The organism is Nocardioides convexus (genome assembly GCF_011090295.1).
The window spans coordinates 35,829-61,745 of the sequence record NZ_JAAMYA010000001.1; the positions used below are offsets into that span (position 1 = coordinate 35,829).

The window sequence follows — 25,917 nt, forward strand, 5'->3', positions numbered from 1 at the left end:
GCGTTGCCAGACGCGGCGCGCTGCTGATTAGCGAAGCCCTGCGAGGTCCGCGCCAGGTCGCCCTGGGCGTCGCCGAGGTTCTTCATGATGAGCCGCTGGCGCACCATCACCTTCTGCTGCTCCGTCAGGGTGCCGGTCAGCCCCATCGCGGCGGCCTCGGCCTTCATCGAGGCGTCGGAGATGAAGATGCCGAATGCGCGGAGCGGCTCGGCCTCGCCGGCGAGCCCGGACTGCAGCGCAGCGAAGGTCTCGCCCGGGTCGCTGTTGTAGAAGGAGCTCAGGTCGAGGCCGGCCTTGACCAGGCTGGTCGAGAACCGACCGAGCTCCTTCTGCGGGATGCCGGCCGCCTTGCCGAACACCCCGAACTGGCGCGCGGCGTCCTGCAGACTCGGGGTTGTAGAGCCCGAACCGGGCTGTGAGCTTGTCGAGCCGGCCGCCGACGCGGTCGGCGGCTGGCCCGAACACGGTGTCGAAGGCAGATGAGGTCTCGCGGGCGTCGGACGACAGGTTGATCGCCTTCGCCGACACTCCGGCAAGGCCGACGGTCAGGATGCTGAGCCCGATCGCGCCGGTCTTGGCGCTGCTCACCAGCCCGCGGCCAAGGAAGCCGGCGACCCCCTTCGCGCCGCCCAGGATCGCGCGGAAGCCCCGCGCGAACCGGGCGGCGGTGGCCTTGGCAAGGCCACGCGACGCCTTCTCGCCGGCAGGGCCGATCTTCTCGGTGGCGTCGGCGACCTCCTCGGCCGCGGACTCGGTGTCGCTCAGTCCACGGGCGACCTTCTGGCGGTCACGCAGCCTGAGCCGGATCCCGACTTCGCGATCCGCCATGTGGCCACCTCCTCCCTTGGGCTGCTACGTCTTGGACTTGAAGGCGCGTGCGATCCACCGCGTGATGGAGCGCGCGGTCAGGCCCGCGGTCTTGCCGGCGACGTAGTCGGCCAGGTTCTTCTCTCGGGAGTCTGCGGAGGCTCCTGGGCGCGGTTCAGGGCTGCGGTGACGAGGCCCTGGTCGAGCGGGTTCAGCCCGAGGTACCAGAGGGGGTCGAGCCCGTGGTTGATGGCGACCGCCGCCGCCTCGACGACGGCGGGGTCGCCGGTCAGTTTCCCTCGGGGTCCCGCTCGAGCTCCTCCTGCGCGTAACCGGACCAGACGCCCAGACTTCGTGACCGTGGAGATGATGTCGCCGTCGGTGAGGTAGAGCGCGCGCACGACGTCGGATGCCTTGTTCGTGCTGATGCCGAGCAGTGCGGCAAGCCGGGGGTCGAACTTCGGCCACTCACCGTCGCGGTCGTCGGGGTCGACGGAGACCTCCGGCCGTCGATGACCTCGAACACGCCGACGCAGGCGTCGACGAGGATGCCGGCGTTGGCGACGATGTCGCCGTCGCTCCTGCTGCGGAGGCTTGCCGGCCATCTTGCCCGCGGCGTTGAGGCGGTGCTGGGTGGTCGGCTTGAAGCGGACGTAGACCGGCGGGTCGAGGCGCGGCACCTCGCAGTCGAGGTGCAGGTCGCTGCTTGGCGGCCGCGACGCGAGCGCGGAGTCCCGCGAGCGTCGACGACGGGGCGGCGGGGACTGCGCCCGCGCCGCCGGTCTCGTCCTCGGCCGGCGGGCTGGTGAGACTCGTCGAACTCGTCGACGAAGGTGTCGCTCATCAGGACACCGCCTTCGTGACCATCGTGAGACTCGACGTCGCGCGGGTCGCTGGAGTCCGCGTCGGTCTCGCCGCCGTTCACGCCGGACAGGATGCCGGTGTACGTCGTCGGCGCGCCCCAGGCGTTGCCGTCGTCGTCCAGGGGCTGCTCGTTGACGGTCATGACCGCCTTGCCGACGCGGCCGCGCAGGCGGCGGATCGGACTCGTGGTCGCGCTCGCGCTCGTAGCCGCGGGTGACGGTGCAGTCGCCCGTGGTCGGGCGGCTGCGGTAAAGGCTTCATGCCCTCGCCGGTGTTGCGCTTGTTGACCTCGGCGGTCGTCTCCCCGCCTCCGCGGGAGTCGAAGACCCCGATCGGGTTGCCGTCGATGCTGACGGTCACGTGGTACTGGTCCTGGGTGCTCATGCGCTGATCCCTTCGGCGATGCTGGTGACCACGGAGATGACGACCTTCTCCGCGTGCGGGGTGAGTCGGACGGCCACGGCGGCGCGCAGGCTCGCCCGCGGCGATCGTGGTGGCGTCGTTGACGCCCTTGACGTCGACGTCGAAGGCGTCGGCTGCCGTGGCGCCGAAGAGCGCGCGACCCTCCCACAGCGGCACGAGGTATCCGCGGAGGAAGCCCTCGAGACTCGCTGAAGAGGAGGCCCTGACCGTCGATCTGGCGGAACAGGAACTTCTCCGCGCCGGCGGAGATCCCGGCGGCGAGCTTGCATCGCCATGCGGCCGAAGTTGGTGGCGGAACTCGGCCTGGTCGGACAACGCCACCCACCCGTAGAGCCTGCGGCTGGCCGTGGTAGGTACGGAACACGCAGACGCCGGCGTCGTGGAGCGTGTCGTGCTCGGTGTCGCTGTAGTTGACCGCCAGGCCGGCGGCGCCAGTGACGAAGCCGGCGCCGCGGCCCTGGTCGCCGGCGGGCGCGCTGTTGGCGTGGCCGACGGTGGCGTCGTTGCGGCCGCAGAGGCCGGCGGCGATGACGCTGCCGGGCACGTTGCGGGTGGCGTTGCCGGGCGCGGGCATGACGGCCCAGCCGGCGAACAGGCCGGCCCGCTCGGCGCCGCCGCTGGCGCGCAGGCCGGCGGCAAGCGCGGTGATCTCGGCGGCCGTGGCGTCGACCTCGGTGTCGAGGAGGACGGTGCGGGTCGGGAACGTCTCGGCGTGGTCGATGAGCGCGGCGTGGGCCGCGGACGTGGCGACGCCGGGAATGAGGACCTGGCCCGGCCCGAGGTCGGGCACGAGCCGGCCAGCGCTGCCTTCCACTCGGCCTCCGTGACGGCGCCGGCGTCGATGGCGGTCGCGCGGAGGAGCACCACCTTGGGAGCGCCCTGGTTGAGCGCGTCGCTGACGAACTCGGCGACGGTACTCGGAGCGCCGGCGGCCGTCGCTGCGGTCTTGGTCAGGCACTCGACCGGGTCGGTCGAGCCGGTGGCGCCGGCGTACACCATGAAGGCGACGCCGGTGTCGGTGGGTGCGCCGCGGCGCTGCAGCGCAGCGGCGACGTTGACGACGATCTGCGGTCGCGTCACGGTTCCTCCTGGGTTACTGGACCGACAGGGATGTCGGCGTGGACTGCACCAGCGGCAGGGCGCCGATGGTGGGTTCGGGGATGGTGGCGGTAACCGTCATGGCCACCGCGCCGGCGGCGAGCGTTCGAGCGTTCTCGCGTGCGGGTCGGACGCCGTACTCCTCGCCGGTCCAGGTCAGGGACCTGGCGACTCCGCCGAGGGTGCGGTGGGTGAGCACGGTCATGCGGATCCCGGCGACCCAGTCGCGGACGAGCTTCTGCGTCTCGGCGTGGTCTCGGCCGCGGACGTAGATGCCGGCGGCCATCCGCCAGGTGGCCGACCAGGCCTTGGACGACCTGGAGTACGAAGGCGGCTCAGCAATGCCGGGGGCGGTGATCGCGACACCGGGCAGGTTGGCGCTGGTCAGTGCCTCGACCGTGGGCAAGCTGCTGCCAGGTAACGACGTCGCCGTGGTCGAAGCCGAGCGCGGTCATCGTCGGCCGCAGGTGCTCACGCAGGGTGTCCTCGAGCGCAACGCACGAACTCGTCGACGGAGACGATGCCGGTCATCGGGTGCCGTCCACGATGAAGGCGAGCAGGCTGGTTGGCCCAGCCCTCGACGTCGGAGTCGGAGGGCTCGGGCGCCGGGTCCCGTCGCGGCATGCCGCGCGAACCGAGGCGGTGGAAGATCGCGTAGTAGGCGTCGCCCTGGTCGACGACCTCGGACTCGCCTTCGGTGCGCGGGGTAGTGAGGGCGTCGAGCAGGTCGCCGGTGTCGTGCAGCACGCGGCTGCTGCCCTTGCCCGCGATCGTGACCGGGTCGTCGGGTTCCCAGGTGCCGCGGCCGCGGGTCGCAAAGACCTGGCGCTCGAAGTCGACGAGGAGCCTCGCCCATGATCTTGTGGAGGTCGCGGGGCTCCTCGAGCCGCTCAATGATGTCGCGCAGCCTGCAGCCGGCTGACGTCGGCCTCGGCGGTCAGCACCGGAAACCTCCCGGGCCGCGCACGTAGGCGGGGTCGGGGTAGGGCTGGGGAGCGGGGAATCGTCCGCGGGGTCGTCCGCGCAGGGTGGTTGTGCCGTCCGGGGGTACGACACCGCCGGCGTTGTCGATGATGCGCTGCAGCCTGTGCGAGCAACTCGAGGTAACGCTGGTGCAGGTGGTACCCGCGGCCGTCGTCGCCGGCGACCTGCTGCTCGGGGTACTCGGCGTACTCGATCTCGCTGCCGGTCTGGCAGGCGATCGCCTCCACGGCGAGCTCGCGCACGGCGCCCGGGATGGGGTCGAGCCCGGTCAGGAGCACCACCTGGACGGCGGCGCCCCTGACGCGGGCCTCGTACCTGGCGACCTGATCGGCATCCTCGCTGTCGAGGATCCCGGGCCGGCGCTCGTTCAGCAGTCCGGCGACCCGGCTCTGCGTCACGTCGCCGAGGAGTCCAGTCAGGGCCATGTCGCTCCTCAGGCTCTCCTGCGCCGGCTTCCGCGGCCGGCGGGCCTTCGGCGCCACCGGCTTCGGCCCGGCGACTTCGACCTGGTCGTGCTCGTCGACCTGGTCGTGCTCGTCGACCTGGTCGTGCTCGTCGACCTGGTCGTGTCCGTTCCCGCTGGGGGCGTCGACGAGGACCCGCGCGGTCGTGAGGCGCAGGACCTCGCTGGGGAGCACGTCCTCCGGCACGTGCTCCCCAGCGGGCACCTTGACGACCCCGGCCGCGGTGCGGACGTAGGCCAGGGTCGTCGTGGTGAGGCCGGACATCAGTCGCTGCCGGTCCCCTCGGCGGCGGCCGCGATGACGGCCTCGAGCCCCTCGACGAGGCCCTTGCGGGGCTTCGCCGCGGCCTGCTCCGCCGGCAGCAGGCTGTGCGGCGAGCTCCGCGTTGCTGCCGACCACCGCCAGGACCTCGGCGGTGGTGTTCTCGAGGATCCCGGCGACGTCGACGGCGGGCGGCGGCACGTCGTCGTCGCCCTCCGTGAGCGGGCCGTAGACGTAGGCGCGCTTCTCGTCGTCGGAGAAGGTCTCCCAGCCGTCGGGGCGCGGCTGCGTCGCGTACGACGGGTAGTCGTCGACCGCCACCGGCCCCTCCTCGTCGTCGTGGAGGTCGAAGTCGTCGAGGTCCTCGTCGGGCTCGTCGTCCTCGGGCTGGTGTACCTCGATGACCTCGAGGAAGTCCTCCTCGAGGAGCCGGTCGACGTCGGCCTGGTCGGCGCTCGACGGCACCGCGCGGCCCTTGTGGACGTTGACGCGCCGGCCGTCCTCGAGGCGGACGACGGTCAGCGCGGCCTTGCTGATGAAGATCTCCATGCTCAGACCCCCACGAGTCGACGCCGGCGCCGGGCTCGTTGAGCACCGGCTCCTGGGCCTTGCGGACCTGGATCCGGACGCCGTCGCGCTTGTCGAGCGGGATGACCTTGGACTCGACGCCCTCGACGTCGGCGTAGGAGCCCTGGTAGTTGCCGCCCTGGTCCTCGACCATGATCGAGCCGAGTTCGCTGCGAGTCGGCCAGCATGACCTCGACGCCGGCGGGCATCGCGTTGGTCTTGAGGAAGTCGAGGCCGGCGAAGCCTGAGCAGCGTGCCGGTCACGAGCGGGTTGTCGGCGCCCTCGCGGGGCCGGCTCTCGAGGACCTTGGTCGAGGCGACGAGCCGGGCCCACGGGACCGGCTTGAGCGCGATCGCGTCGACGGCGAAGCCCTCGTCGAGGGTGTCGACGAGAGCGCCGGCGAGCAGGACGTCGAGCAGCCTGGTCGGCGTTGGCCGTGTTCCAGGCCGCGGTAACGGCCTGGGTCTGCGTGACGCCCGAGGCGATCGCGGACAGGCACCGGGCGTCGAAGCCGAAGACGACGCGGTTGGCCATCTTGACGAGGCGCCGGCTCAGGATGTCCATCCGGTTGCGCTTGATCAGCGTGTTCGGGATGTCGGTCGCGAGGCCGTACTTGTCGACGGTGAACACCGACAGGGACGGGTCGCCGTCGTCGGTCAGCGGGTACTCCGCGAGGCTCCTCGACGATCTCCGCGACGTCGTTGGCGAAGATCGACTCGCCCGTCTCGAAGATGGCGGCGCCCGAGCCGGTCACGTCGACGCGGCCCTTGAGGAGGCGCCCGCCGATCAGCCGCTTGAGCACCAGCGCACGGAGGGTGCGCTGGATGAGTCTCGGGGTTGTTCACCAGGTACGAGACCGTGATGTTGGTGCCGGCCACGACGGGCGCCGGCGGGGTGTAGAGGGTCATCTGTTCCTCCTCAGCGGAACCAGTGGACGGCGACCTTGTCGCCGGCGTTGGCGGCCGCCTCGAGGGTCACGCCCACGAGACGGGTGACGGCGTCGGTGCCGTCCACGAACGTCGTCACCTGGCCGTTGGCGGCGCACTTGACGAGGGTGCTCTTGGCGAGCGGACCGGCGGCCTGGGGCCGCTCGACCGGACCGGAGAACACGGTGTACGACTCGCCGACCTTGGCGTCCTTGGACGCGATGCCGACGAAGTCGGTGGCGTTGGCGCCCGCGACCGCGCCGCCGGCGGTGACGATCCGGCCGCCCACGACCGCGGCGGTGGCCGTCTGCGTGTAGGGGCCGGTGAACTTCGGCAGGTAGTCAGACACGGAGGTCCTCCTTCTTGAGGCCGAGGCCGGCGGCGAACGTGTCGAGCGCGTCGTCGCTGACGCCGGCGGTGACCGACTCGGCGGGCGGGGTGTCGTGGCCGACCTCGTTGACCGGGACCAGGCCGGGGGCGAGCCTGGGCGAGGAGCCTGCTCGGTGCCCGTGGCGTCGGCGGCCCACATGGCCTCGTAGTGCTCCTTGCGGGAGGCGAGGATCTTGCCGTCGGTGATGGCGGCGTTGATCGTGCGGTCGCGGTGCTCGGTCAGCCTGCTGCTGGCGGGCCTGCGCGCCCTGGGCGGCCTGCGTGCGCAGGGTGTCGAGGACCGAGGTCTCGACCAGGCTCATGCCGGGTGCGAGCCTGGGTCGGGGGAGCGGCCGGGTTCTCCTCGGCACCCTCGGCGAGCGCCTCGGACAGGGCCGCCACGATGGTGGCCTCGTCCGCGGTCTCGGCGAGGCCGAGCTCCTGCCGCATGGTGGTGAGTCTGCTCGGGCGTGAACGCCATCGCGGTCTCCGTTCCTTGCGTGTTGGTGGACCCGCCCGCGGACGCGGTCGGGGGCTTGGGGGCACCGCTGCGGTGGTGCCAGGCTGGACCACGCCGCGAGGGCGGCGGGGTGGAGGAGGACTTCGAGGTCCCACTCGGCGGCCGCGGCGAGCCTCGAGGTCGTCGTCGAGGTCGGCGGGCTCGGGCATGGGCGGCGGGGGCGTCGTCGAGGCGATGTTGGCGACGCGGCCGGCGAGGCCGGCGTCGACGGCCTCCTGCGCGGAGTACCAGGTGCCGTCGCCGTTGTTGGCGCGCATGATCTCGCGCCACTCGGCGGCGGTCTTGCCGGTGCGGTGGGCGTAGGTCTCGGCGTAGTTGGTGGACTGCTTGCCGATCCAGGCGGCGTCGGCCAGGAGGCTCGGCCTCGTTGCCGCAGGTGCACATCCAGGCGTCGTGGACCATCAGGCTGGGATCCGGGGCTCATGACGAGTTCGGCGCCGGCGAGCGCGATCATGGAGGCGGCGGAGGCGGCGAGGCCGTCGACGACGATGCGGATGGTGGCCGGGTGGTTGGCGAGCAGGTTGGCGATCGCGATCCCCTCGATCGCGCTGCCGCCGAAGCCGTGCAGGCGCACGAGGATCTCGTCGACGTCGCCGAGCGCGCGGAGGGCGTCGGCGACGTCGTCGCTGTCGAAGCCCCACCAGTAGCCGCCGACGGTGCCGTAGAGCCACAGGCTCGGCCGAGACGCGGGCGGGGGCGGGGTTCTCCGCGTCGTCGCCGGCGGGCTCCGCCGGCGTCTCGGTGCGGACGATGACGACGCGCGTCTGCGCCTGGCGGGCGGCGTACGCCTGGGCGCGGCTCTGCAGCCGAGCGAGGGTGGTGCGGTTCTTCACGGGGCCTCCTCGGGGTCCGCGGTGATGGGGTCGCCACCACGCGGCGGGAGGCCGATGGTGGTGCGGATGAAGGTCTCGAGGTCCTCGTCCGGCTTGAGCACGCCGGCGGTGACGAGCCTGCGCGACGGCGCCGATGATGCCGTCGGTCTTGGAGCCGATCTCGTCGTACACGAGTCGCGGCGCCGGCTCGTCGGGGCCGTAGTTGAGGTCGACGAGGTCCTCGATGATGTGGCTGGTCGCGGTGTCGCGGATGTTCTCGGCGATCGCCTCGATGGCCAGGGAGAGGACGTCGTTGAGGGTGACGCCGAGCGCCCACGATCCGGTGCCGCGGGCCTGGCCGAGGTTGAGGACGTTGGCGAGCATGGACCGCGCGATCTGCTCGTCCTGGTAGCGGATGTTGGCGAGCAGGTCGGGCAGGGTCCCGGTGACGCCCTGCAGGGCGAACTTCGCGTCGTGGGGGAGGGAGATCCCTGCGTCGTCGCCGGCCCGCGCCGCGGCGGAGATCTCCTCGCCGGCGTCGATGTCGCCCTGGTCGTTGGTGGCCGCGGTGTACACCGGGAGGCCCATGCCGTTGCGCTCGGCGACCTGGGCGAGCAGGCGGAGGAAGCGGTCCTTGAGGAGCCAGTTCTTGTACCCCGGGCGCAGCACCGACCGGCCGGGCCAGTTGCTGCCCTTCTTGCGGTGCACGTAGACGACCAGGCGGTTGACGGGGAGCGTGTTTCCGGGAGTGGTCGAGATCCACCCGCCAACGCCGGGGGAGGCGTATCCGGGCGGGTGCTGCTGGATCGAGATGAGTCCGCCGTCGCGGGCGATGTTCCAGGCCGCGATCGAGCGCGGCGGGCGGTAGCCGGCTTTGCGGAGGTGGTAGAGCCCGTCGGCGCCGGGCGGGTGGTAGACCTGCTCGAACGGTGCGTGGCCGTACTGCAGGTGATCGGGCACGGCGATCGCGAGGTGCTCGGTCCAGGAGAACCGGCCGCGGGTTCGCCCGCGCGGGGCCTCGGTGCCCTGGCCGACGATCGGGAGACCGAGGTCGCCGGCGACGTGGGCGGTGACCTCCGGGCGGCATCCGGTCCCGTCGATGCGCCAGCCGGCGCGGAGAATCGGGGTGACGAGCGCGGACAGGGTGCTGTCGACCATGCCGTCCTGGTCGACCATCGCCTCGAACACCTCGAGGCACTGCGGCCAGCGCAGACTCGGGGGTGCGCTCGCTCTGCAGGTCGGCCCACCACTGGCCCGGGTTCGCGTTGGCGTAGCCGCGCTCCCGGACGGGTCCTCCGGTGGGGGTGTTGTCGGCGGGGGGTGACGTCGTCGGCCACTCGTACCTCCTAGAAGCCGCTGCTGCGGGGGTCGAAGCCGCCGCCGCGGGCTTGGCGCCGGGCGGGGGCGGCAGCGGCCGTCCTGGCCGCCCTGGGCGCCTCGCTGGCCGCCTGCGCGGTGCGGTGGCGGCGTGGAGTTCCGACGTCGACCTTCTTGGCCGTCTCGAGCGACCACCGGTGGACGGCGACGCTGTAGGCGACGAGCGGGCTGATGTCGAGCTTTGCGGTTTCGCCGGTCCCACTGCTGGGTGTCGCCGACGTACTTCGTGATGGCCGACTTGGCCGCGATGTCGAGGCTCGGCTGCGCGAGGTGGGCGACCTGGCTGTCGGTGATCATCTGCTGCACGGCCATGCAGGCTGGCGCCGACGTCGCTCGGCGTCGACTTCTTGAACGGGATCTTCGCCTTGGTGAGCGCGGCCGCGAACATGTGCGCTGTCGGGGTCAGCGCGAGCTCGAGGACCTTGTCGAGGTCCCTGGCGAGCCTGGGGGAGCCGGCCCCGGGCTCGGCCGTCGTCGTCGACCTTGATCACCCAGCCGGTGCCCTCGTGGCGGTCGACCAGGCCGAGCGGCTTGCCGTCGGGGCCGTCCGTTGCGATCGCGACCGTGGTGTGAGAGAGGTCGGGCGCGACGTCGACGACGATCAGGCCGCGGGTCGGTAGGTCGTCGCCGGCGACCGTGAGGCTGCGCCACTGGTCCATGTCGATCACTCCCCGGTGGCTCTTCGCCTCGGGGTTGCCCCACCACCCGAGCCGCTCGCGGGCGTAGTCGTCGGGGTCGAGGTCGACGCGCTCGCCGTCGACGGTCTCGAAGTCGAGGCCGTGCGCCCCGTTGCCGTGGCGGATGTCGAGCGCGGGGTTGCAGGCGAACAGGAGCCCGATGTCGTCGAGGTCGGGCCGTGGGCCGTCGGGTGCGCCGTACTCGATCCAGGCTCTGCGTCTTGACGGTGCCGGCGTTGCCGCGGATCCGGGTCCATGCCTCGCCGAAGCCTTGGGAGAGCCTTTGTCGGGGTCGGGCGGCGTGCCGAGGTAGATGACCTGGCTGTTGCCGAGCGCGCCAGACGAGATGACGGGCCGGATCGCGGCCAGGTCCTCCTCGGCGAGGTGCTGGCACTCGTCGACGATCAGCAGGTCGTAGGTCGTGCCGCGGCCGCCGCCGCCGGTGCGGGTAGAGAACTCGATCGCGCCGCCGCGTGCGACGTGCTCGACGTCGTCGCCGGTCGGCCGGCCGACCGAGCGGACCTCGACGCCGTCAACGAGCCAGATGTCCTTGAGGACGATCGCTTCCTGGCCGTTGGTGTTGCGGACCTCGGCGACGAGGGCGTTGAGCTCGGGGAACTTGGCCTCGGGGTCGTCGCGCTTCTCGCCGAAGAAGTGCTTCAGGCGCTTGAAGGCCTTGCGGCTCGTCTTGAGCTCGTGGGCGGTGTGGAGGATGTACTCGCCGAGGTAGATCAGCCCGAAGAGCCTCGCGGACCTCAACGACGCCGTTCTTGCCGTTCTGCCGGGGGCACGAGAGGCCGCACGACTTGTGCACCCACTTGTGGTCGCGTCGGCGGCGCATCCACGAGTTGAGGATGTCGACCTGCCAGGGGTCGGGGAACAGCCCGTACCCGCTCGCGAGGAGGATCGCGTCCGACGCGTCCTCCGTGTTGCTGCCGGCCGGCTTCTGCGACCACTTGACCCGCGGGATCCCCTGCAGGCGCCTCGGGTCGACCTCAGGCCTTCTTGACACGTCGCTGCTCGCGCCGCTGGCCCACCTGGTCGAGCGGCGTGGTCTTGGCGCCCGTCGCCGGACCCGAGGAGGCGACTGGGGCGGGCGGAGGCTTCGCTCCCCAGCGGTCGCGGAACCGACGCTCGAGGAGGGCGAAGTTGGCCTTCCAGGCGTCGCCGCCCTGGGAGATCTTCCCGAGCATCATCATCTCGGCCTCGGCGACGGCCTGGTCGAGAGCGTCGACGTAGTCGAGGTACGCCTCGTAGGTCACGCGGGGCTTCTTGCCGGCCTCGCGGTGCGCTCGCTCCTCGAGGCCCTTCTCCTGCCACGCGTAGTGGCTGCGGGCGCTGACCCCGCACGCAACGGCCGCGCGCTCGGGGAAGGCGCCCATGCGGACCATCGCCATGATCCGGCCGCGGAGCCTGGTCGTCGAGCTCGAGCTTGGGCGGTCGTCCAGGCTGGCGGCATCAGGCTCACCTCCTGGGCGTGCTCCCTCCACTGCTCGTGGTGGGCGAGGAAGTCGACGGCCTGCCCGGTGCTCTCCCGGACGGGCAGGACGCCGGTGTGGGCCTGCCACCGTCGTGCGATGACGTCGGCGTAGCGGGGGTCGAGGCTCGACGGTGGCGCAGCGCCGGCGGGTGGTGTGCGCGGCGAGCAGTGTGGACCCGGATCCGCCGAAGGGGTCGAGCACCAGGTCGCCGGCGGCGCTGGAGTTCCTGATCAAGCGGGCGATCAGGGCGACCGGCTTGCTGGTTGGGTGGTCCTCGTTCCGCGCCGGGCGTGGCTCACGGATGGCCGTCGTGGTCGCGTTAGAGTCGACCGATCAGGCTCGAGGAGTTCCGCCTTCGTCTTCTTCTTGAGCGCCGTCGGGTCGAGCCTGGTCGTCGACGACGGTCGCCGGCGTGAAGCCGCCGTACCAACGGTGAGCGGCGCCGGGCTTCCAGCCGTAGAGCACGGGCTCGTGCTGCCAGTGGTAGTCCTGGCGCGAGAGCACGAACCGGTCCTTGATCCAGACGAGGTCCTGCTTGTAGAGCCAGCCGCCCTCGCTCAGGCCGCGCCGGAAGTTCGGCGTCTCGGCCGAGGCGTAGAACACGTAGATCGCGCCGCCGGCGCTGGTGTTCGTGAGCGCCGCGGTGAACGCGCGCTGCAGGAAGTCGCCGAACGCTGCGTCGCTCATCTCGTCGTTGGCGATCGCCAGGCTTGTCCTGGGTGCGGCCTTCGTAGGCCACGTTGTAGGGGGATCCGTGACGACGAGGTCGGCGAGACGCCCGTCGGTGGCCGCGGCGATGACGCTGGGGTCCGTGGAGTCTCCGACGACCAGGCGGTGATCGCCGAGCAACCACACCTCGCCGGGCAGTGTCAGCGGTGCGTAGGTCGGCGCGTCGGGGACGTCGTCGACGTCCGTGTTCCCGCCGGCCGGCTCGGGCGCGAGAAGGTCGAGCAGGCTCCTGGATCTCCACGCCGTCGTCGAAGCCGGTTCCGTCGTAGTCGCCGTCCATGTCGGCGAGCAGGCTGGGCGAGCGCGGTGTCGTCGTACCCGGCGGCGTCGTTGCTCTTGTTGTCGACGAGCACGATCTTTCGAGCCTGCGCGTCGGTTAGCCCGTCGAGGTAGGTGACGAGCACCGATTCCCACCCGAGCAACTGCGCGGCCTGGAAGGTGTGGTTGCCGGCCAGGACCTCGCTGGTCTCGCGGCGCACGACGAGCGGCCGGTACTGGCCATTCGCCTGCAGGGAGTGGGCGATCTTCTGGACGTCGCCGCGGCGCGCGTTCCCCTCGAAGATCCGCAGGCTCCTGGACCGGCACGTCGTGCACAGTCAGGTCGCGGAGGGGGTGCGGCATGCGGCGTCCTCCCTGGTCGTCGAGTGGGCCCGGGGTAAGCCGGAATTTCTGCAGTCGGGGGGGAAATTTCGCGCCTCGGGGGGATAAAACGGCGCCTTCCCCCAGGTGTCTGCACCCCCCTACCCCTCAGTTTTTCGCGGGAGTCAGAGGTTCTGCAGCGGGACGAAGATGTCGAGCGCGCGCGGGCGCTTGGCGCGGTCGATCGGCAGCTTGCTCGTCGGCCTTGGTGCCGCGCTTCTTGTTGCACGTCTCGCAGGCGCCGCGCAGGTTGGACCTGACCAGCGCCAGCTGGGGGTGCGTCTTGAAGGGCTGGATGTGGTCGGCCGTGGTGCTGGTGATCGTGCAGCCCGGCAGGCGGAGCCGGCACTCCGGCTCCTCGGCCACGACCTGGTCGCGCAGCTTGACCCACTGCCGCGTCTTGCGCGGGTCGCCCGGCTGGCTTCCGCCCGTCGGCCGCGTGCTCGTCGGCCGGCGCGCCGGCGCCTTGGTCGTGGCCGCGGTGCTCGCGGACCTGGTGCTCGTCGACGAGGTCGTGCGTCCCGAGGTGGTGGGCATCGGGCTCGCCCCCTCGAGGTGGTGGCGCCGGCCCGGGCTCGAAGGCAGCCCCACCCTGAACCCGGGCCGGAGAACGACGAAGGCCCGGGCGCTCTGCGATGCGCTCGGGCCTTGCTGCGGGTACAGGTGTACCGCTGGCACGTTTGTACATCGCGGGCCCGCTCGCGGCCAAACGACACGCCGTCGGCCCGCCTGGCGCGGGCCCGCGCCATTGGCCGGGAGCGGGGCTGTGAGGCGGTGTCGGTGGCGTGGTGCAGGGTGGTGGCCGGTCGCGATGAGCCAGGGACCGAGAGGGGCCACCCGTCCCGTGCTGGGAGGCGGGTGGCCCTTCGCTCGTCAGTGGCGGGCGGTGTGTTTGTGGCGCTGGTGCTGGTGGTACCTCTCGGCGAGCGGCTCGAGACTCGCCCAACGTGTAGAGCGCCTGCAGGCCGCCGCGGCCTTCGCCCCGCAGCATGCCGGCCGGCATCGCTCGGCCGGCGTACCGCCACTGCCTGATCACTCTGGCCGGTACCTCGAGCGCGGCCGCGGCCTGCTCGGTGGTGTAGAGTCTGTTCCCTCATCGCAGCAATCATCCCCGGTCGTCGATCAGTTCGGCGGGGATCCAGGCAGGCTCGGAGACGTTCGACCTCCCGGCGGTCGTCCTCGGCGTCCAGGTCCTCGGGCGTGGCCAGCCGGTAGGCGTAGGTCCAGACCTCCTCCCACGTGCCGACGATCGTGCCCGCTCGCTGCAGGGCTCGGATGTCGGTGATGAGGTAGGCCTCGTCACGGTTGGTGCCGCGGTTGTGTCCGACGACGGCCGCGAGCAAACTCGTCGAAGCGGAGCGGGCCGCCGGCCTCCTCGAGCGCCGCAACGATGACCGCCCGGTCGTCATCACGCCGGGCGGTCGATCGTCGTGCGGTGGCGCTCATCCAGACGCGGGCGGCGTGGCCAGGGCTGCGCTGAGGGATGCGCTTCTCTGGTCGATGTTCAGCAGCGCGTCGGCGGTGTCGGCGGCCTCGACGAGGGCGTCGGCGATCGCGCGCGCACCGGCCGGCGCGGTGACGATCCAGCCGTTCGGGAGCCTGCAGGAGTACTCCGAGTCGGCCGGCGGGATCCGGCGCGACTCCGACCTGCACCTCATGGGGGGTGGGCTCGGGTGCGGGGTGCCCGGCCGCGTCCTGGTGGCGCTTGCGCGCGTCGCCGACGGCGGTCACTGGTCGACCACGCACGCGCTCGGGGCCGGTGCGGTCTCGAGGGCGGGCGCTTCGCTGGCCGGCGACTGGGCCTCGGGCGACCCGGCCGCGGTCGGGGTGCCGCTCTCGCTCGAGCCTGGCGCTGTCGCTGGGCGTGGAGGTCGGCGTGTTGGTCGGCGCCTCCTGCGGGCCGGTTGGTGCGGTGGTGGCGTCCTCTGCGGGGGGCGTGGTGCAGGCTCGCCGGGAGGGCGTTGACGGTGAGGTAGAAGGTGCTGCGGACGTTGCGTGCGATGCGGTACCCGTCGAGGGCGGTGGCGGTGACGTCGTCCTGCAGGCCCGCGGGGAAGGCGAACCGGGAGGAGGGGCCGGTGACGTCGACGGGCTGGCCACCGATCGACCAGGCAGCGCCGCGAGCGGAGTTGATGTGGACGTAGCCGGGGGTGCAGCCGTCGGGCTGGACCGCGAAGGCGTAGAGGCTGGTGGTCTCCTCGAGGCCGCTGGTGCTGTCGGTGTCGGCGTTCGCGGCGATGACCGATCCGCCGGCGAGGACGAGCACGGCGGCGGCGATGGTGAGGTTTCGGGCATGCATCATCGGTTCACTCCTGGGTGGGGGTTGTGGTCTGCTCGAGGTCGAGCGCCTGCGCTGTGGGGCAGGGGTACGGGTGGTAGTCACCGGCGTCGTCACGACAATGGACGCACACCGTCGAGATGGGAATGCACTTCGTGCAGATCAGCCCGACATTCATCACCGGGTCGCCGTCCGGACCGATCGGCTCCTGGAAGGCGGGGGCATGCTCGGCGGGGGTCGGGCAGTCGTCGGCCCACGGGTAGACGGTGGTCTCGGCGTGCAGCGTCAGGGCACGGGCGACGGCGTCGAGCGCCTTGGTCTCGAGCAACTCTTGGTCCTTTCGGTGGTCCTGCTCTCGGGCGAGGGTCTGCCAGTTCTTGGACGCGCGGCCGCTGTTGGCCCACTCGTGGCGGTGTCGGACCGGGTGGAGGTGGCAGGCGCACCACTGGTCGCGGCACTCGCACGGGTGCGTGCCCTCGCACCGGATGAAGGCGGTGTCGCGCCCCTTGGCCCGGTGGTGGATCACGAGGGTGTTGCGGCCGCACCACGGGCAGGGGCTGGGGTGGTTCGTGCGTGCGGGGCCGTGTACGACGTCGCGCGCCCGGCGCTCGAGGTGCTCGAGGTCGCGGAGCAGTGCCTCGAGGCCGGGCCGCTCGGGGTAGGCGTCGACCGGGCGCTCGAGATGCTGGGTGAGACTCGGCCGCGGGCGCGTCCGTGGTGATCGGGTTGCGCACGAGCGGGTGGCGCCCTGCAGGCTCGGGTGGCGGGATCTTCGCCGGCATCCGGGTGGACGGCCAGTCGCACAGCCCGCGCCGGTCCTCGCTGCGGATCCGGTCGCGGCGGGCGCCCTCGTAGGCCTCCCACGCGGCCTTCGCTGCCAGCCACTCGCCGTGCTCGACGAGGTCCTCGGCCATGAGGGCGGGCATGACCGCCCGGCCGAGCCGGCGGATGTGGTGCTGCAGCGCGAAGAGGACTTCGGCGCTGACCGAGACCGCGGGCATCGTGACCGGTGCCTCGTGTACGCCGGGTACGGCGCCGGCGGGGGTGTTCATCCATGCGTGCCCGAGCGAGGCCCCGCGCGGCGGGATCGCGCTCCTCATCGCGGTCCGGTCTGCGGCGTCCTGCTTCGCCCGGGCCGCGCGCGACTGTGGGGTCTGGAAGCCGAGCCCCATCGACTGCCGGGTGCCGGCGAGGTCGTCGAGCCTGGGCGAGCAACTTGCGCAGGCTCGGCGAGCACGGCGTGGACGTCGACGCGGAGCTCGTCGACGCGCTCAGCGGTGGTCGCGAGGGCGGCCTGGTGCCGTGCGTTGCCGGCGCCGCTTTCGGTGGCCATCAGGCGCCGCCGCCGGGCAGGAGCGCCGGCATGGTGCCGCCGGCGTACGCCTGCTCGATCTGCGGGGTGACCCACTGGCCGACGGTCTGTCCGTTGGGGAGCATGAAGTGCATCCCGAACTCCTCGTCGAAGGCTGACGATGTCGGCCTCGACGGCCTCGAGCTTCGCCTTGATGACCAGGGACAGCGCCCGCCAACGCTGGCGGACCGCCTGCTCGTAGGCCTTCTCCGCTGCCGCCGTCGTGCGCTGCAGGCCGCGCTCGGCCGTGTGGGTGAACTCCCGCGCCTGGCGGTCCGGCATCGGCAGGTAGAAACGCACCTGGCGGCCGGCCGCGATGAAGCCGACGATGGCCTTGTCCTGGTCCCAGCCGTACATGAACGACTGCGCGCCGTACCGGGCCAGGGTGCGCTCGATCTCGGCGCGGGATGCGTCGGAGGTGACGCTGGTGCTCTCGGCGTAGCGGCTCATCGGGTGGCTCCTGTCGTGGCGGTCGTGCGTGCTGCGGCGATGCCGGCGCGGGCGGCCGCGCGGGCTCCGTCGGTGCCGGGCTTCCGGCCGCGGGGCTTGGCCCGCTCGGCGGCGATCGCGGCCTGCTCAGCGGCCCGGCGCGCGGCGGCCTGGTCGGCGCGCCGGCGTGCGGCGAGCCTGCCGGTTCGTCGTACCGCAGCCGCGGCAGTTCGCGCCGGGCTTGGCCGGGTCGGGGTGGCGTGCGCAGCCGGCGCCCCCGCTTGCGGGGGTTGGGGGGTTTTGGTTTGAAGGAGTGAAGGCGTCCGCGTTTACGCCTGAGCCGTGGACCCTTTCTGGACCCATTCCTGGGTTATCCACAGGCTCAGCGGGGGAGCGCTGTACGACGGGCGAAATAGGGTCCGGCGCGTCGGACTCAGTCCCGCTCACTGCGTCCGGGGCGCCGGACCCTTTCTCCTGTGGAAGGCCGCGTGGATCGGCCTCTGGTACGACGGGCGTCGCTGGGGTGCCACCGGCCATCGCGGAGAGCATCATCCGGGCCCGGTCGACGCTGACGCCGGCGGCTGCGGCGAGTCTGTTCGACGTCGGGCGCCCCGGGCTCGTCGACGGGCTTGCGGTGCAGGTCGCAGCACCCATCGGGGAACACGACGTACTCGGCGCGCTGACCGCGGTACCCGCGCTTGTGCGGCTTGAGGAGCCGCCACTCGACGAGGTCGCGGATCGACTCGGCGGCCCGCCCTCGTGAGCACACGGCCCACTTCTGGACGCCGGCGTAGCCGGCGAACCCGATGTGGGTGATGTTGTCGGCGGAGTCGGCGAAGGCGAGCAGCGCCGACTTGTGGCTCTTCGGGATCGGCACGGGCCGGCCGTCGTCATCGACGAGGCCGGGGATGCTCTTGAGGTCGCCGGCGCAGCCGATCAGGTGGCCGCTCATCGTCCTGCTCCGAGCAGCGTGTAGACGGCGAAGCCGAGGACCAAGAGGTAGGCGATCGCGAGCAGCACCGCGGCGATCGTCACGAGGGGCCGCGGTTGCGACCTGGGCTGGCGCTGTCGGTGCTGGTCGAGAGCGCCCGGGGTGGGCATCACAGTCCTCCTGGGGTGTCGTGGGGGTCGAAGCCGTGGGGGAGTCGGCCTCGCTTGCGCGGGAAGGCCGTCACGAGCCGCCACCGGGGCCGCCGGCGGGGCTCGCGCGGCGGGTAGACGCGCTCGAGGTACGCCTGCTGCCACGGGGTGAGCTCGACGCCCGCCGCGCGGCTCATCTCGGTGATCTCGCCGGCGGTCGACCGGGGGCGGCGGCGGCTCACTGGTGCACCTCCGCGAGCTTGGCGAGCACGGTGCGTGCCTCGGTGAACTCGTCCAGGCCGGCGAGCATCGCCAGGGCCTGCTTGCGGAGCCTGTCGGCGCCGTAGGCGTCGCCGTGGAGCACGTCCAGCCGCTTGACGCTGAGCACCAGGCGCAGGGCGGCCGCGAGCTCGTCGGCGGGGATCTTCTCGATCCGGTCCGTGTCCAGGACGTAGGGCGCGAGCCTTCTTGCCGAGCAGCCTGCTCGAGCACGTCGAGTGCGTGGAGGCGCCGCTGGTCCTCGGTCGAGAGCGCCCGGCGTCCGCTGGCGCGGGCGTTCGCCTCGCGCTCCTCGTCGGCCTTCGCGCGGGCCTTGTCGAGGGCGTCGCGCTCGGAGGCTCGCCTGGCGCTGGACGTGGAGGGTGTCGAGGCGAGCCATGATCGAGCGCACGGCCTTCCACGAGGGCTGGCGGTCGGCGTGGATCTCGGGTCGCACGGCGACCTTCATCCGCGTCGTGGTCCGAGGGTCGGGGTACATCAGGCCCCAGCCGTGGGGCATCTCCTCGGCGGGTACGACGTGCGGGCCCGGGGCCACGATGAACCAGGCGTGGCAGCTTATCGGCCCAAAAGTCGGCCTTGCCGGCGGTGTCGGCTCCCTTGCGCCAGTCCGCCCGCGAGACCTTGATCTCGTGCCCGACGAGCCTGGCGTCCGCTCGTCGACGTGAAGCCGATGTAGAGCGCGTCCGCGCGCCGCTGCCGGCCCGGGCCGTTGATCCCGCACTCGGGTACGAAGACGCCGCCGGCGAGCGCGGACCCGGGCTTGATGTAGTGGCGACGGAGCCGGGCGAGCAGGCTCGCCGGCCTTGAGGTCCGGCGGCGGCGCGCCGGTGCTCACCGTGGCTCCTTGTAGGTCGGGCCGGTGCTGTCGCCGTCGTACCGGGTCACCGTCCAGCCGATGTGTTCGCCATCGGCGGTGACCACGGCGACGTACCGGCGGCGCTGCCGGAGCCCGGCCTCCCATGTCGTGTAGTCGAGGAGCCGGAGGCGCCAGCCGGTCAGGCTCGAGCGCCTTGAGGGTCCTGGGCTCGAACCGGTGGCCGGTCGCGGGGGCGTCGAGGACGGGGAGCCGCAGGTACGGCGGGTGCAGCGGTGCGCAGTCGTAGATCTCGCCCTCGTACTGGTCGGGGATCGGTGCGTGGCGGGCGTTGATGAGGAGCCAGCGGTCGCTGACGCGCGGGGTGAGGTCGACCGTCGTCCGCACGAGCGGGAACCACTCGACCGCGTCGGGCCGGCCGTTGTCGGGGCAGCGCTCGCACCCGCAGTCGTGGATCTCGGGCTCGTCGACGAGCGCACGCCAGTCGAGGACCTTGGGGCCGTCGTCGCTCATGGCCGGCTCCTCAGGGTGGCGATCGCGTCGTCGAGGTTGTCGGGCAGCACCAGGACGGTGCGGGCCCGGGAGCCCTGGCTCGGGCCGACGATGCCGGCGCCCTCGAGGTCGTCGAGCAGGCTCGGCCGCGCGGTTGGGCAGGATGCCGAGCTTTGCGGGCCACCAGGCCGGCGGATCCGAACTGCGTGAGGATGACCAGGCTCCGCGGCCCGCTCGAGCCTCGACGGCGCCCGGGTCGGTGGGCGGTGGGGCGTGTTGACCGATCACGTCGAGGAGCCTGGGCGGCCGCGGCCTGCCAGACGTCCGCTGCGGGGTCTCCGAGCGGGCGGCTGTTGCCGTTGGCCTGCCAGTCGGAAACTAGGGTCTGCAGCGCCCTGCAGAGGTCGGTGTTCATCGTCTCGGTCATCGGCCCGCTCCCTTGCGGCGCTGCAGGCTCGTAGGCGAGCCGGTCAGCCCACGCGCTGGCCATCGCGGCGACCTGGACGCACTCGGTCCGCAGTCTGCTCGAGGTCGAGGGTGTGCTGCCCGCCCCGGGCCTGCGCCTCGTTGAACTCCTTCGCGATCTCCCCGACCTCCTCGGCCAGGATCGTGTAGCGGTGGTACGACGTGACGGGCGCCGACTCCATGCTGTTGCGCCCGTGGAGAGCGTGCGCGCGCTCCCGCTCGGCGGCCACCTCGGCGTAGACCGTGCTGCCGAAGAGGCCAGAGCTCACGGGCGCCGTCACGGCTCGTCCCGGATCGGCGAGGTGCTGGTGTGGATCTCGAAGACGCCCCGCGTCGTGGGCACCTCCGAGTCAGGCCCGGCCACCAGGTGGCGGATGACGTCCATCGTGATCTCGGTCGCGACCGGGTCCTGGACGAGGCGGAGCATCTGCGCGTGGGCCCGGTGCTCAGGCTGCGTGGGCGACCTGGGCGGCCAGGTCGCTCGGGTCGCCGTGCCGTTCGGCTGCCTGCAGGTGCGCGGTGGCGAAGCCGGACGACCAGCCGTTGCAGTAGATCGTGAGCAGCAGACTCGGCGACCTTCGGGTCCTTGAGGTCCTCAGGGGTGATCACTGGTCCCCACCGCCTTCGACCTGGCCCTTGACGACACTGCCGCCGGAGTCGGGCGCGTAGCGCAGGAAGGCGGGCGGGGTGACGGCCTCGACGGCCGGGCCCTTGGCGTACTTGATCTCGTACGCGCGGCGCCAGGCGCCAACGCGCATGTCGTCGGCGCGGCCGTCCTCGGGGTCAGCGAGGAGGAAGTCGATGACCTGGCTCTCGGTGAGCAGGATGGTGGTCGCGAGCACGATGTCGTCGGCAGGAATTGATGCTGGGCGGACGGTCTCGCCGATCCAGGCGGCGTGCAGGTTGCTGCCGTTCATCGCTGGCCTCGCTTTCCGCGGCGGGCTGCGATCGCGTCGATGGCGACCTGGCCGAAGCCGGCGACGCACACCAGGGCGACGTAGATCATGAAGTAGGCGTATGGGGTCATCGGACTCCCTCCCGGGCGGCCCACGGTGAGGCGTAGACGGTCGAGGAGTGGACGCCGGCGCCGAGCCGCTTGTGGGCGTGGTCGGCGAGGAGCGCGGCCGCCTTCGCGACGTCGGCCGAGGAGACCTCGGCTCGGCGCTCACCGAGGACCTCGCGGACCAGCGTGTTGACCGCGTTCGCCTGTTCGATCGTGAGCGCCATCTCAGGCCTCCTCGTCGCCCGCGGTGCGCACCGTCGCGAGGAGGTCGTTGTCGGCGCTGTTGAGCTCGTGGCCGGCGTCGGCGAGCAGCGCGAAGTACTCGTCGAGGACGCGGCGGTCGAGCGTGTCGGGCTCGGCGCCGATCCGGGCGTCGTCGTGCGCGCGGCTCACGCAATCCTCGGCCTGGGCGACGAGGAGCGAGGCGAGCAGCCTTGGTCACTGCGGCGCTCGAGAGGTTGTGGAGGTCCTGGACCCATGCCTCGGTCCCGGCCGGGCCGCGCTGTTTCTCCTCGCTGATGCCGGCGAGACTCGAAGAAGTGTGCCGGGTCGACGTACTCGCTGATGCTGTAGATCAGGGCGGGCAGGGTGGCGCGGAACAGGCGCTCAAGGGTCGGGTCGAGCGCGGGCTTGGGCTTGACCGCGGAGAGCGCGGTGTCGGAGCGCAGCAGGCTGGCGACACGGGCCGACTCGGCGCGCTTCTCGGCCTCCTGGCGCTCGGCCTGGCGTGCCTGAGCCTGTGCGGCCTCCTCCTCGGCCTTGGCCTTGGCGCGGGCGGCCTGCTCGGCGCTCAGACCGGCGTCGTGCTTGGCGGGGTCGGTGCAGACGTACCAGATGGCGGGGCGGGGGAGCGGTCGAGCGCGGACGAAGGCGAGGCACCCGTCGTGGTCGCTCGCGTTCGGCTTTCCGGTGGTCGAGAGCCGGACCATGCTGTGCTGGGTGTAGGTCAGGGAGTGCTCGTAGTTGGCGTCGCGGGGCTGCTCGGCTCGGGGACGCCACGGTCGCGGAGCGTCTTAGCCTCGGCGTCGACCTCCTTGGTCAGCCGCAGCCGCTCCTCGGTGCGGCCGAGCTCGAGGCGGAAGTCGTGGCCGCCGACGAAGCCGTCGAGGCGGGACTGCTCGGCGGCGGGCGGGCTGGCGACCCGCAGGGCGTCGTCGATCGTGAGGCCGCCGGCGTCGACGGCGAGCCTTCGCGCGGTCCTTGAGCCTGGTGGCTTTGCGGCGGGCGTTGACCGTGCTGGTCGACCGGCCCGTCTTGTCGCTGATCTGCTCGGCCGTCCAGCCGAGCTCGGTCAGCAGGTCGAAGCCCTCGGCCTCCTCGAGCGGGGTGAGGTCCTCGCGGCGGGTGGTGCCGAGCATCGCGGCGACCTGGTCGCCCTCGTCGACGAGGTCGAGGCGCCACTTCACCGGCGCGAGCGAGAAGCCGAGGCGGGTCAGGGCGTCGTACCGGCGGTGCCCGTCGACGAGGTACGCCTTGCCGGGCTGGTCGGGGTGTGGGGCGACGAGCAGGTCGTGGAGGAGGCCCTGCTCCTTGATGGAGCCCATCGACTCGTCGTCGGCGATCGCGTTGTGCCGAGGGTTCCGCGGGTGCGGGATGATGTCGTCGAGCGGGAAGGCGGGGTCGTACTGCGACTGCTGCGCGGCCGCAGTCTCGGCCGGGATCTCCGCCGGCGTCGGCTGTCTCTTGGCGGTGGTCGGCGCCTTCGCCGGCGGCTTGGCCGGGGCCTTCTTGGTCGGGGCCTTCTTGGCGGCGCGGGCCTTGGCCAGCCTGGGTGATGTTGCTGCTCGGGGCGGTGCTCTTCGTGGGCATGCTGCTGTCCGTTCCTGGGGCTAGGAGTTGGGGTTGCTGAGCGCCTGGTAGGCGTCCCAGCCGAGCCAGACCTTGATGTCGTGGCCCTTCGTGGACTTGAGGGTCGAGGGCTCGTAGGCGACCCGGACCATGAGCGGGTGGCCGTCGACCCGGCGCTTCGCGAAGGACGCGACGCGGGCGCCGATGAGGTGCTCGTCGGAGACCGGGAACTGGTCCCGGATCGAGTTCGCGGAGAACCGCCGGCCGGAGGCGATCGCGCGCTCGATCGCGGCGTCGATCGTGAGCATCACGCGCGGGTCGGCGTGCTGCTCGACCTGCGCCTGGCCCGCGGCCGCGGCGGCGCGGCCCTCGTCGACCCGCTGCGTCGCCGGCGGCCGGGTGTCGGTGGCCATCATCATGCCCGGGCCACGACCGGGCCGGTCTCGACGACCCGGGAGCGGTGCCGGGGCGGGAGGTAGCCGCTCGCGGGGCGCGGGAGGTCGATGTGCGGCACCAGGACCGTCTCGACGGCCGACTCGGTCGGCCCGGCGGACAGGCCCGCGGAGTGCAGGCTGCAGCGCCTTCTGTGCGAGCAGGTCCACCCCGACGTGGATCCAGAGGTCCCCGTCGTACTGCGCTGCCTGGTAGTCGGGGGAGAACATGCTGTGGACGGCGTCGTACCGGGCTAGGACGCCGGCGAGCGCCTCCGCGGCGTCCGGCGTGAGGCGGAGGGTGATCGCGCCGCTGTCGTCGCGGCCGGCGACGGCGACCTGGCCGACGTGCGCGGTGCTCGTGTGGTGCTGGGACTCGGTGCTGCTGATGACGTGGTTGGGCACGGGGCTGTGCTCCTTCTCGTGGGTGTGTGGTTGTGGGTGCGGCGCCGTTCCGCGGCTGTTGCGGACCGCGGGGAAGTCGGAGGCGCCGCACCCGGTCCCCGACATGGCGGGGTCAGTGGGGCGGGTCGCCGGCGTGCTTGCAGCGCCCGACGCAGGGCGGGCCGCTGTGTGTGATCGAGCACCTGGACACGGCGACCGGGGTCGGCTGCGCGTCGCTTGAGCAGCGGGGCCAGTAGGCGGCGAAGGTGTCGCCGGTGGAGCGGTGGTCGCCGCGGTGCCCTCGGTCGCGTCCGCAGCGGCCGCGGACCGTGGGGCTGGTCGCGCCGCAGGGGACGGTCTGCTGGTCGAGGACCTCGGCGAGGTGCTCGCCGAGCGTGGAGCGGCGGGGTGGCTCGGCGACCGGGGAAGGTGCCGCCGAGCCGCCCGCGTTGGCGATCGCCTGGCGCGCCTGCTCGTCGAGGGCGCGCGCGTGGCGCTCCGCGACCGGGGCGAGGTAGCGCCAGAGCCTTCGCGATCGGGGAGTCGCGCTGGTCGAGGTCGGCCGTGGTCAGCAGGACCGGGCCGCAGGCTGAGCAGCGGTCCTCGGAGATCCAGGCTGCAGGGGCCCGCGTCGGTGACGCACGCCGCGCGGTCGGTGCAGCCGCAGCCGGTGCAGGCGCGAGGTGCGTACGCCGGCGGGAAGACGTCGAAGACCGGTCCCCGCGTCCTAGGCTGCGCGCCATGACCAACATCGACGACCAGGCTCGGTTCGAACGTCGGCTCGGCTGTGGGTACAAGGCTCGCCCTCTTCGGGGTGATCTTCCCGGTGGTGATCGGCATCGTGGTGTTCGTGGCGGTGCTGCTGCTCCTGCTGTAGCAGCGCTCGGCGCGCTGGCCACCTCACGCCGACGCCTCCTGCTCGGGGCGGGCCAGGAGCTCCTCGAGCGTCGTTCCCAGGAAGGGCGCGACCGCCTCGAGCTCCCTCGATGTGCCAGCGCGCGTTGCCGTTCATCCGGTCGTTGATCCCGGACCGAGGTACGCCGACCACCTCGCCGATCTGCGCGTCGGTGACACGCCGGCGCGCCTTCGCGGCTCGCACGTTGGCGGCGATCTCCTCGCGCCGCGTCGTCTGTTCCATGGCCCGGAGCATTGCGGAAAAATCCCGCACTCCTCGGAATTAGGCGACCGCCCGGCGTGTCGCGCGATTCGGCCGGGTGTCGTCATGGCTCCCCGGGTGCCGGATAATCCGGTAGCGTGTCGCCATGACTACTTTCACCGACGAGGCCGCGCTGCCTCGCCTGAGCACGGTGGCCGCGCAGCGCATCCGCGGGCGCCGCGCCGAGCTCCGCATGAGCCAGACCGAGTCTCGCCCTCCGCTGCGGCATCTCCCGGTCGGGGCTCTCTGACCGCGAGTCCGGCGTCAAGCCGGTCAACGTCGACGAGTTCGCCGGCGCTGTCGGCGGCGCTCGACGTGTCGATCGCGTACCTGCTCGGCCTCAGTGAGGAGCGCGCCGCAGTGTCGGCGGCGGGCGGCGGATCTACCCAGCAGTAGCCCGCAGAGTGGTCCACCGCGGGCTCCGGCGCCGCTCGAGTCGGTGCCGAGGGTTGCGCCCCGCACCCCGACTCCGCTGGACTAGGGGCCAGCCCGCGCGATGCGGGGGCTTCGTCGTACCCGAGAACCCTGGAGGAAGCACCGTGACTTCGACCGCCCCTGGCGGCACCACCCCCACCGGACCCGCCGAGCGGATGGGTCTCAAAGCAGGGCTGGTGGTCCAGGAACTCGGCTGGGACAACGACACCGACGACGACCTGCGCGTCGCCATCGAGGACGCCGTCGACGGCGACCTCGTCGACGGTGACTACGGCAACGTGGTGGACGCCGTCCTGCTGTGGTGGCGCGCCGACGACGGCGACCTGGTCGACGGGCTCGTCGACGCGCTGACCGACCTCGTCGGCGGCGGCGTGATCTGGCTGCTCACCCCCAAGATCGGCCGCCCGGGCGCGGTGGACGCGGCCGACATCGCCGAGGCGGCGCCGATCGCTGGCCTGGCCCAGACCACCGCCGCGACGGTGAGCAAGGACTGGGCGGCGACTCGCCTGGTGGCACCCAAGACGATCGCCTGA

General features: G+C 72.2%; 39 protein-coding genes. 3 read left to right on the plus strand and 36 right to left on the minus strand.

Features of this window, described 5'->3' with window-relative positions; translation table 11 throughout:
- Positions 1 to 27: 27 nt before the first annotated feature.
- The 35 genes from G5V59_RS00255 to G5V59_RS00425 all read right to left on the minus strand — a co-directional run bounded on the left by G5V59_RS00255 (position 28) and on the right by G5V59_RS00425 (position 23,919).
- A complete protein-coding gene (locus G5V59_RS00255) occupies positions 28 to 828 on the minus strand; it encodes a hypothetical protein (RefSeq protein ID WP_278255202.1) in 801 nt (266 codons plus the stop codon).
- A gap of 268 nt (positions 829 to 1,096) precedes the next feature.
- On the minus strand, positions 1,097 to 3,052 hold the full coding sequence (locus G5V59_RS00260; protein WP_278255203.1) for a hypothetical protein: 1,956 nt from the start codon (positions 3,050 to 3,052) through the stop codon (positions 1,097 to 1,099).
- Positions 3,053 to 3,187: 135 nt separating this feature from the next.
- Positions 3,188 to 3,598 carry a hypothetical protein gene (locus tag G5V59_RS00265; protein WP_278255204.1) on the minus strand — a complete coding sequence of 137 codons (411 nt, stop codon included), beginning with the start codon at positions 3,596 to 3,598 and terminating at the stop codon, positions 3,188 to 3,190.
- A 65-nt stretch (positions 3,599 to 3,663) separates the two neighbouring features.
- Positions 3,664 to 4,086: a hypothetical protein gene (locus G5V59_RS00270; RefSeq protein ID WP_278255205.1), complete on the minus strand. Its 423-nt coding sequence runs from the start codon at positions 4,084 to 4,086 to the stop codon at positions 3,664 to 3,666.
- Complete coding sequence (locus G5V59_RS00275) at positions 4,083 to 5,450, minus strand: hypothetical protein (protein ID WP_278255206.1); 1,368 nt, start codon at positions 5,448 to 5,450, stop codon at positions 4,083 to 4,085. The genes G5V59_RS00270 and G5V59_RS00275 overlap by 4 nt, the downstream gene beginning before the upstream one ends.
- Positions 5,451 to 5,452: 2 nt before the next feature.
- Positions 5,453 to 5,677, minus strand: a complete 225-nt coding sequence (locus G5V59_RS00280; RefSeq protein WP_278255207.1) for a hypothetical protein — start codon at positions 5,675 to 5,677, stop codon at positions 5,453 to 5,455.
- A gap of 51 nt (positions 5,678 to 5,728) precedes the next feature.
- Positions 5,729 to 6,223, minus strand: coding sequence for a hypothetical protein (locus tag G5V59_RS00285; RefSeq protein ID WP_278255208.1), 495 nt, complete (start codon positions 6,221 to 6,223; stop codon positions 5,729 to 5,731).
- Positions 6,126 to 6,377, minus strand: coding sequence for a hypothetical protein (locus G5V59_RS00290; protein ID WP_278255209.1), 252 nt, complete (start codon positions 6,375 to 6,377; stop codon positions 6,126 to 6,128). The genes G5V59_RS00285 and G5V59_RS00290 overlap by 98 nt, the downstream gene beginning before the upstream one ends.
- 10 nt (positions 6,378 to 6,387) lie before the next feature.
- Positions 6,388 to 6,744, minus strand: a complete 357-nt coding sequence (locus G5V59_RS00295) for a capsid cement protein (RefSeq protein ID WP_278255210.1) — start codon at positions 6,742 to 6,744, stop codon at positions 6,388 to 6,390.
- Entirely contained in the window at positions 6,737 to 7,087 is a 351-nt protein-coding gene (locus G5V59_RS00300) for a hypothetical protein (RefSeq protein ID WP_278255211.1), read from the minus strand. Before G5V59_RS00300 ends, G5V59_RS00295 begins: the two co-directional genes overlap by 8 nt.
- Positions 7,084 to 7,686, minus strand: coding sequence for a hypothetical protein (locus tag G5V59_RS00305; RefSeq protein ID WP_278255212.1), 603 nt, complete (start codon positions 7,684 to 7,686; stop codon positions 7,084 to 7,086). The genes G5V59_RS00300 and G5V59_RS00305 overlap by 4 nt, the downstream gene beginning before the upstream one ends.
- A complete protein-coding gene (locus G5V59_RS00310) occupies positions 7,686 to 9,785 on the minus strand; it encodes a hypothetical protein (protein ID WP_278255213.1) in 2,100 nt (699 codons plus the stop codon). The genes G5V59_RS00305 and G5V59_RS00310 overlap by 1 nt, the downstream gene beginning before the upstream one ends.
- The gene (locus G5V59_RS00315) at positions 9,767 to 10,909 is read right to left on the minus strand and encodes a hypothetical protein (protein WP_278255214.1); all 1,143 of its coding nucleotides are present in this window, start codon (positions 10,907 to 10,909) and stop codon (positions 9,767 to 9,769) included. Before G5V59_RS00315 ends, G5V59_RS00310 begins: the two co-directional genes overlap by 19 nt.
- A gap of 236 nt (positions 10,910 to 11,145) precedes the next feature.
- Entirely contained in the window at positions 11,146 to 11,934 is a 789-nt protein-coding gene (locus G5V59_RS00320) for a DNA methyltransferase (protein WP_278259534.1), read from the minus strand.
- 30 nt (positions 11,935 to 11,964) lie between these two features.
- The gene (locus tag G5V59_RS00325) at positions 11,965 to 12,486 is read right to left on the minus strand and encodes a hypothetical protein (RefSeq protein WP_278255215.1); all 522 of its coding nucleotides are present in this window, start codon (positions 12,484 to 12,486) and stop codon (positions 11,965 to 11,967) included.
- A gap of 14 nt (positions 12,487 to 12,500) precedes the next feature.
- Complete coding sequence (locus tag G5V59_RS00330; protein ID WP_341351105.1) at positions 12,501 to 12,956, minus strand: ParB N-terminal domain-containing protein; 456 nt, start codon at positions 12,954 to 12,956, stop codon at positions 12,501 to 12,503.
- 151 nt (positions 12,957 to 13,107) lie between these two features.
- Positions 13,108 to 13,536 carry an HNH endonuclease gene (locus G5V59_RS00335; RefSeq protein WP_278255216.1) on the minus strand — a complete coding sequence of 143 codons (429 nt, stop codon included), beginning with the start codon at positions 13,534 to 13,536 and terminating at the stop codon, positions 13,108 to 13,110.
- 762 nt (positions 13,537 to 14,298) lie between these two features.
- Complete coding sequence (locus G5V59_RS00340) at positions 14,299 to 14,652, minus strand: hypothetical protein (RefSeq protein WP_278255217.1); 354 nt, start codon at positions 14,650 to 14,652, stop codon at positions 14,299 to 14,301.
- 1 nt (position 14,653) lies between these two features.
- Entirely contained in the window at positions 14,654 to 15,301 is a 648-nt protein-coding gene (locus G5V59_RS00345; RefSeq protein WP_278255218.1) for a hypothetical protein, read from the minus strand.
- Positions 15,302 to 15,305: 4 nt separating this feature from the next.
- Positions 15,306 to 15,803: a hypothetical protein gene (locus G5V59_RS00350; RefSeq protein WP_278255219.1), complete on the minus strand. Its 498-nt coding sequence runs from the start codon at positions 15,801 to 15,803 to the stop codon at positions 15,306 to 15,308.
- On the minus strand, positions 15,800 to 16,333 hold the full coding sequence (locus G5V59_RS00355; RefSeq protein WP_278255220.1) for a hypothetical protein: 534 nt from the start codon (positions 16,331 to 16,333) through the stop codon (positions 15,800 to 15,802). Before G5V59_RS00355 ends, G5V59_RS00350 begins: the two co-directional genes overlap by 4 nt.
- Positions 16,334 to 16,373: 40 nt before the next feature.
- Positions 16,374 to 17,078 (minus strand): hypothetical protein, encoded by a 705-nt coding sequence (locus tag G5V59_RS00360; RefSeq protein WP_278255221.1) that lies wholly within the window; start codon positions 17,076 to 17,078, stop codon positions 16,374 to 16,376.
- A 412-nt stretch (positions 17,079 to 17,490) separates the two neighbouring features.
- Positions 17,491 to 18,009, minus strand: coding sequence for a hypothetical protein (locus G5V59_RS00365; RefSeq protein WP_278255222.1), 519 nt, complete (start codon positions 18,007 to 18,009; stop codon positions 17,491 to 17,493).
- Positions 18,006 to 18,158, minus strand: coding sequence for a hypothetical protein (locus tag G5V59_RS00370; RefSeq protein WP_278255223.1), 153 nt, complete (start codon positions 18,156 to 18,158; stop codon positions 18,006 to 18,008). The genes G5V59_RS00365 and G5V59_RS00370 overlap by 4 nt, the downstream gene beginning before the upstream one ends.
- Positions 18,158 to 18,379, minus strand: coding sequence for a hypothetical protein (locus tag G5V59_RS00375; RefSeq protein ID WP_278255224.1), 222 nt, complete (start codon positions 18,377 to 18,379; stop codon positions 18,158 to 18,160). Before G5V59_RS00375 ends, G5V59_RS00370 begins: the two co-directional genes overlap by 1 nt.
- Positions 18,376 to 19,743: a hypothetical protein gene (locus G5V59_RS00380; protein ID WP_278255225.1), complete on the minus strand. Its 1,368-nt coding sequence runs from the start codon at positions 19,741 to 19,743 to the stop codon at positions 18,376 to 18,378. Before G5V59_RS00380 ends, G5V59_RS00375 begins: the two co-directional genes overlap by 4 nt.
- 10 nt (positions 19,744 to 19,753) lie before the next feature.
- Positions 19,754 to 20,212, minus strand: coding sequence for a hypothetical protein (locus G5V59_RS00385; RefSeq protein ID WP_278255226.1), 459 nt, complete (start codon positions 20,210 to 20,212; stop codon positions 19,754 to 19,756).
- On the minus strand, positions 20,193 to 20,456 hold the full coding sequence (locus G5V59_RS00390; RefSeq protein WP_278255227.1) for a hypothetical protein: 264 nt from the start codon (positions 20,454 to 20,456) through the stop codon (positions 20,193 to 20,195). The genes G5V59_RS00385 and G5V59_RS00390 overlap by 20 nt, the downstream gene beginning before the upstream one ends.
- 8 nt (positions 20,457 to 20,464) lie before the next feature.
- Positions 20,465 to 20,614: a hypothetical protein gene (locus G5V59_RS00395; protein WP_278255228.1), complete on the minus strand. Its 150-nt coding sequence runs from the start codon at positions 20,612 to 20,614 to the stop codon at positions 20,465 to 20,467.
- 178 nt (positions 20,615 to 20,792) lie between these two features.
- Positions 20,793 to 21,104, minus strand: a complete 312-nt coding sequence (locus G5V59_RS00400; RefSeq protein WP_278255229.1) for a hypothetical protein — start codon at positions 21,102 to 21,104, stop codon at positions 20,793 to 20,795.
- Between the two features lie 106 nt (positions 21,105 to 21,210).
- Positions 21,211 to 21,414 (minus strand): hypothetical protein, encoded by a 204-nt coding sequence (locus G5V59_RS00405; RefSeq protein ID WP_278255230.1) that lies wholly within the window; start codon positions 21,412 to 21,414, stop codon positions 21,211 to 21,213.
- A gap of 1 nt (position 21,415) precedes the next feature.
- Positions 21,416 to 21,583 (minus strand): hypothetical protein, encoded by a 168-nt coding sequence (locus G5V59_RS00410; protein ID WP_278255231.1) that lies wholly within the window; start codon positions 21,581 to 21,583, stop codon positions 21,416 to 21,418.
- Positions 21,580 to 22,119, minus strand: coding sequence for a hypothetical protein (locus tag G5V59_RS00415; protein ID WP_278255232.1), 540 nt, complete (start codon positions 22,117 to 22,119; stop codon positions 21,580 to 21,582). Before G5V59_RS00415 ends, G5V59_RS00410 begins: the two co-directional genes overlap by 4 nt.
- A gap of 84 nt (positions 22,120 to 22,203) precedes the next feature.
- Positions 22,204 to 22,956: a ParB N-terminal domain-containing protein gene (locus G5V59_RS00420; protein ID WP_341351106.1), complete on the minus strand. Its 753-nt coding sequence runs from the start codon at positions 22,954 to 22,956 to the stop codon at positions 22,204 to 22,206.
- Positions 22,957 to 23,019: 63 nt separating this feature from the next.
- A complete protein-coding gene (locus G5V59_RS00425) occupies positions 23,020 to 23,919 on the minus strand; it encodes a hypothetical protein (protein WP_278255233.1) in 900 nt (299 codons plus the stop codon).
- A 157-nt stretch (positions 23,920 to 24,076) separates the two neighbouring features.
- Between G5V59_RS00425 and G5V59_RS00430 the strand changes: the two genes are divergently transcribed.
- Positions 24,077 to 24,538, plus strand: a complete 462-nt coding sequence (locus G5V59_RS00430; protein ID WP_278255234.1) for a hypothetical protein — start codon at positions 24,077 to 24,079, stop codon at positions 24,536 to 24,538.
- Here G5V59_RS00430 and G5V59_RS00435 read toward each other — a convergent pair.
- Positions 24,521 to 24,931 carry a hypothetical protein gene (locus tag G5V59_RS00435; protein WP_278255235.1) on the minus strand — a complete coding sequence of 137 codons (411 nt, stop codon included), beginning with the start codon at positions 24,929 to 24,931 and terminating at the stop codon, positions 24,521 to 24,523. The genes G5V59_RS00430 and G5V59_RS00435 overlap by 18 nt on opposite strands.
- 124 nt (positions 24,932 to 25,055) lie before the next feature.
- Between G5V59_RS00435 and G5V59_RS00440 the strand changes: the two genes are divergently transcribed.
- Positions 25,056 to 25,199 (plus strand): hypothetical protein, encoded by a 144-nt coding sequence (locus G5V59_RS00440; RefSeq protein ID WP_278255236.1) that lies wholly within the window; start codon positions 25,056 to 25,058, stop codon positions 25,197 to 25,199.
- 340 nt (positions 25,200 to 25,539) lie between these two features.
- On the plus strand, positions 25,540 to 25,917 hold the full coding sequence (locus tag G5V59_RS00445) for a DUF3052 domain-containing protein (RefSeq protein WP_278259537.1): 378 nt from the start codon (positions 25,540 to 25,542) through the stop codon (positions 25,915 to 25,917).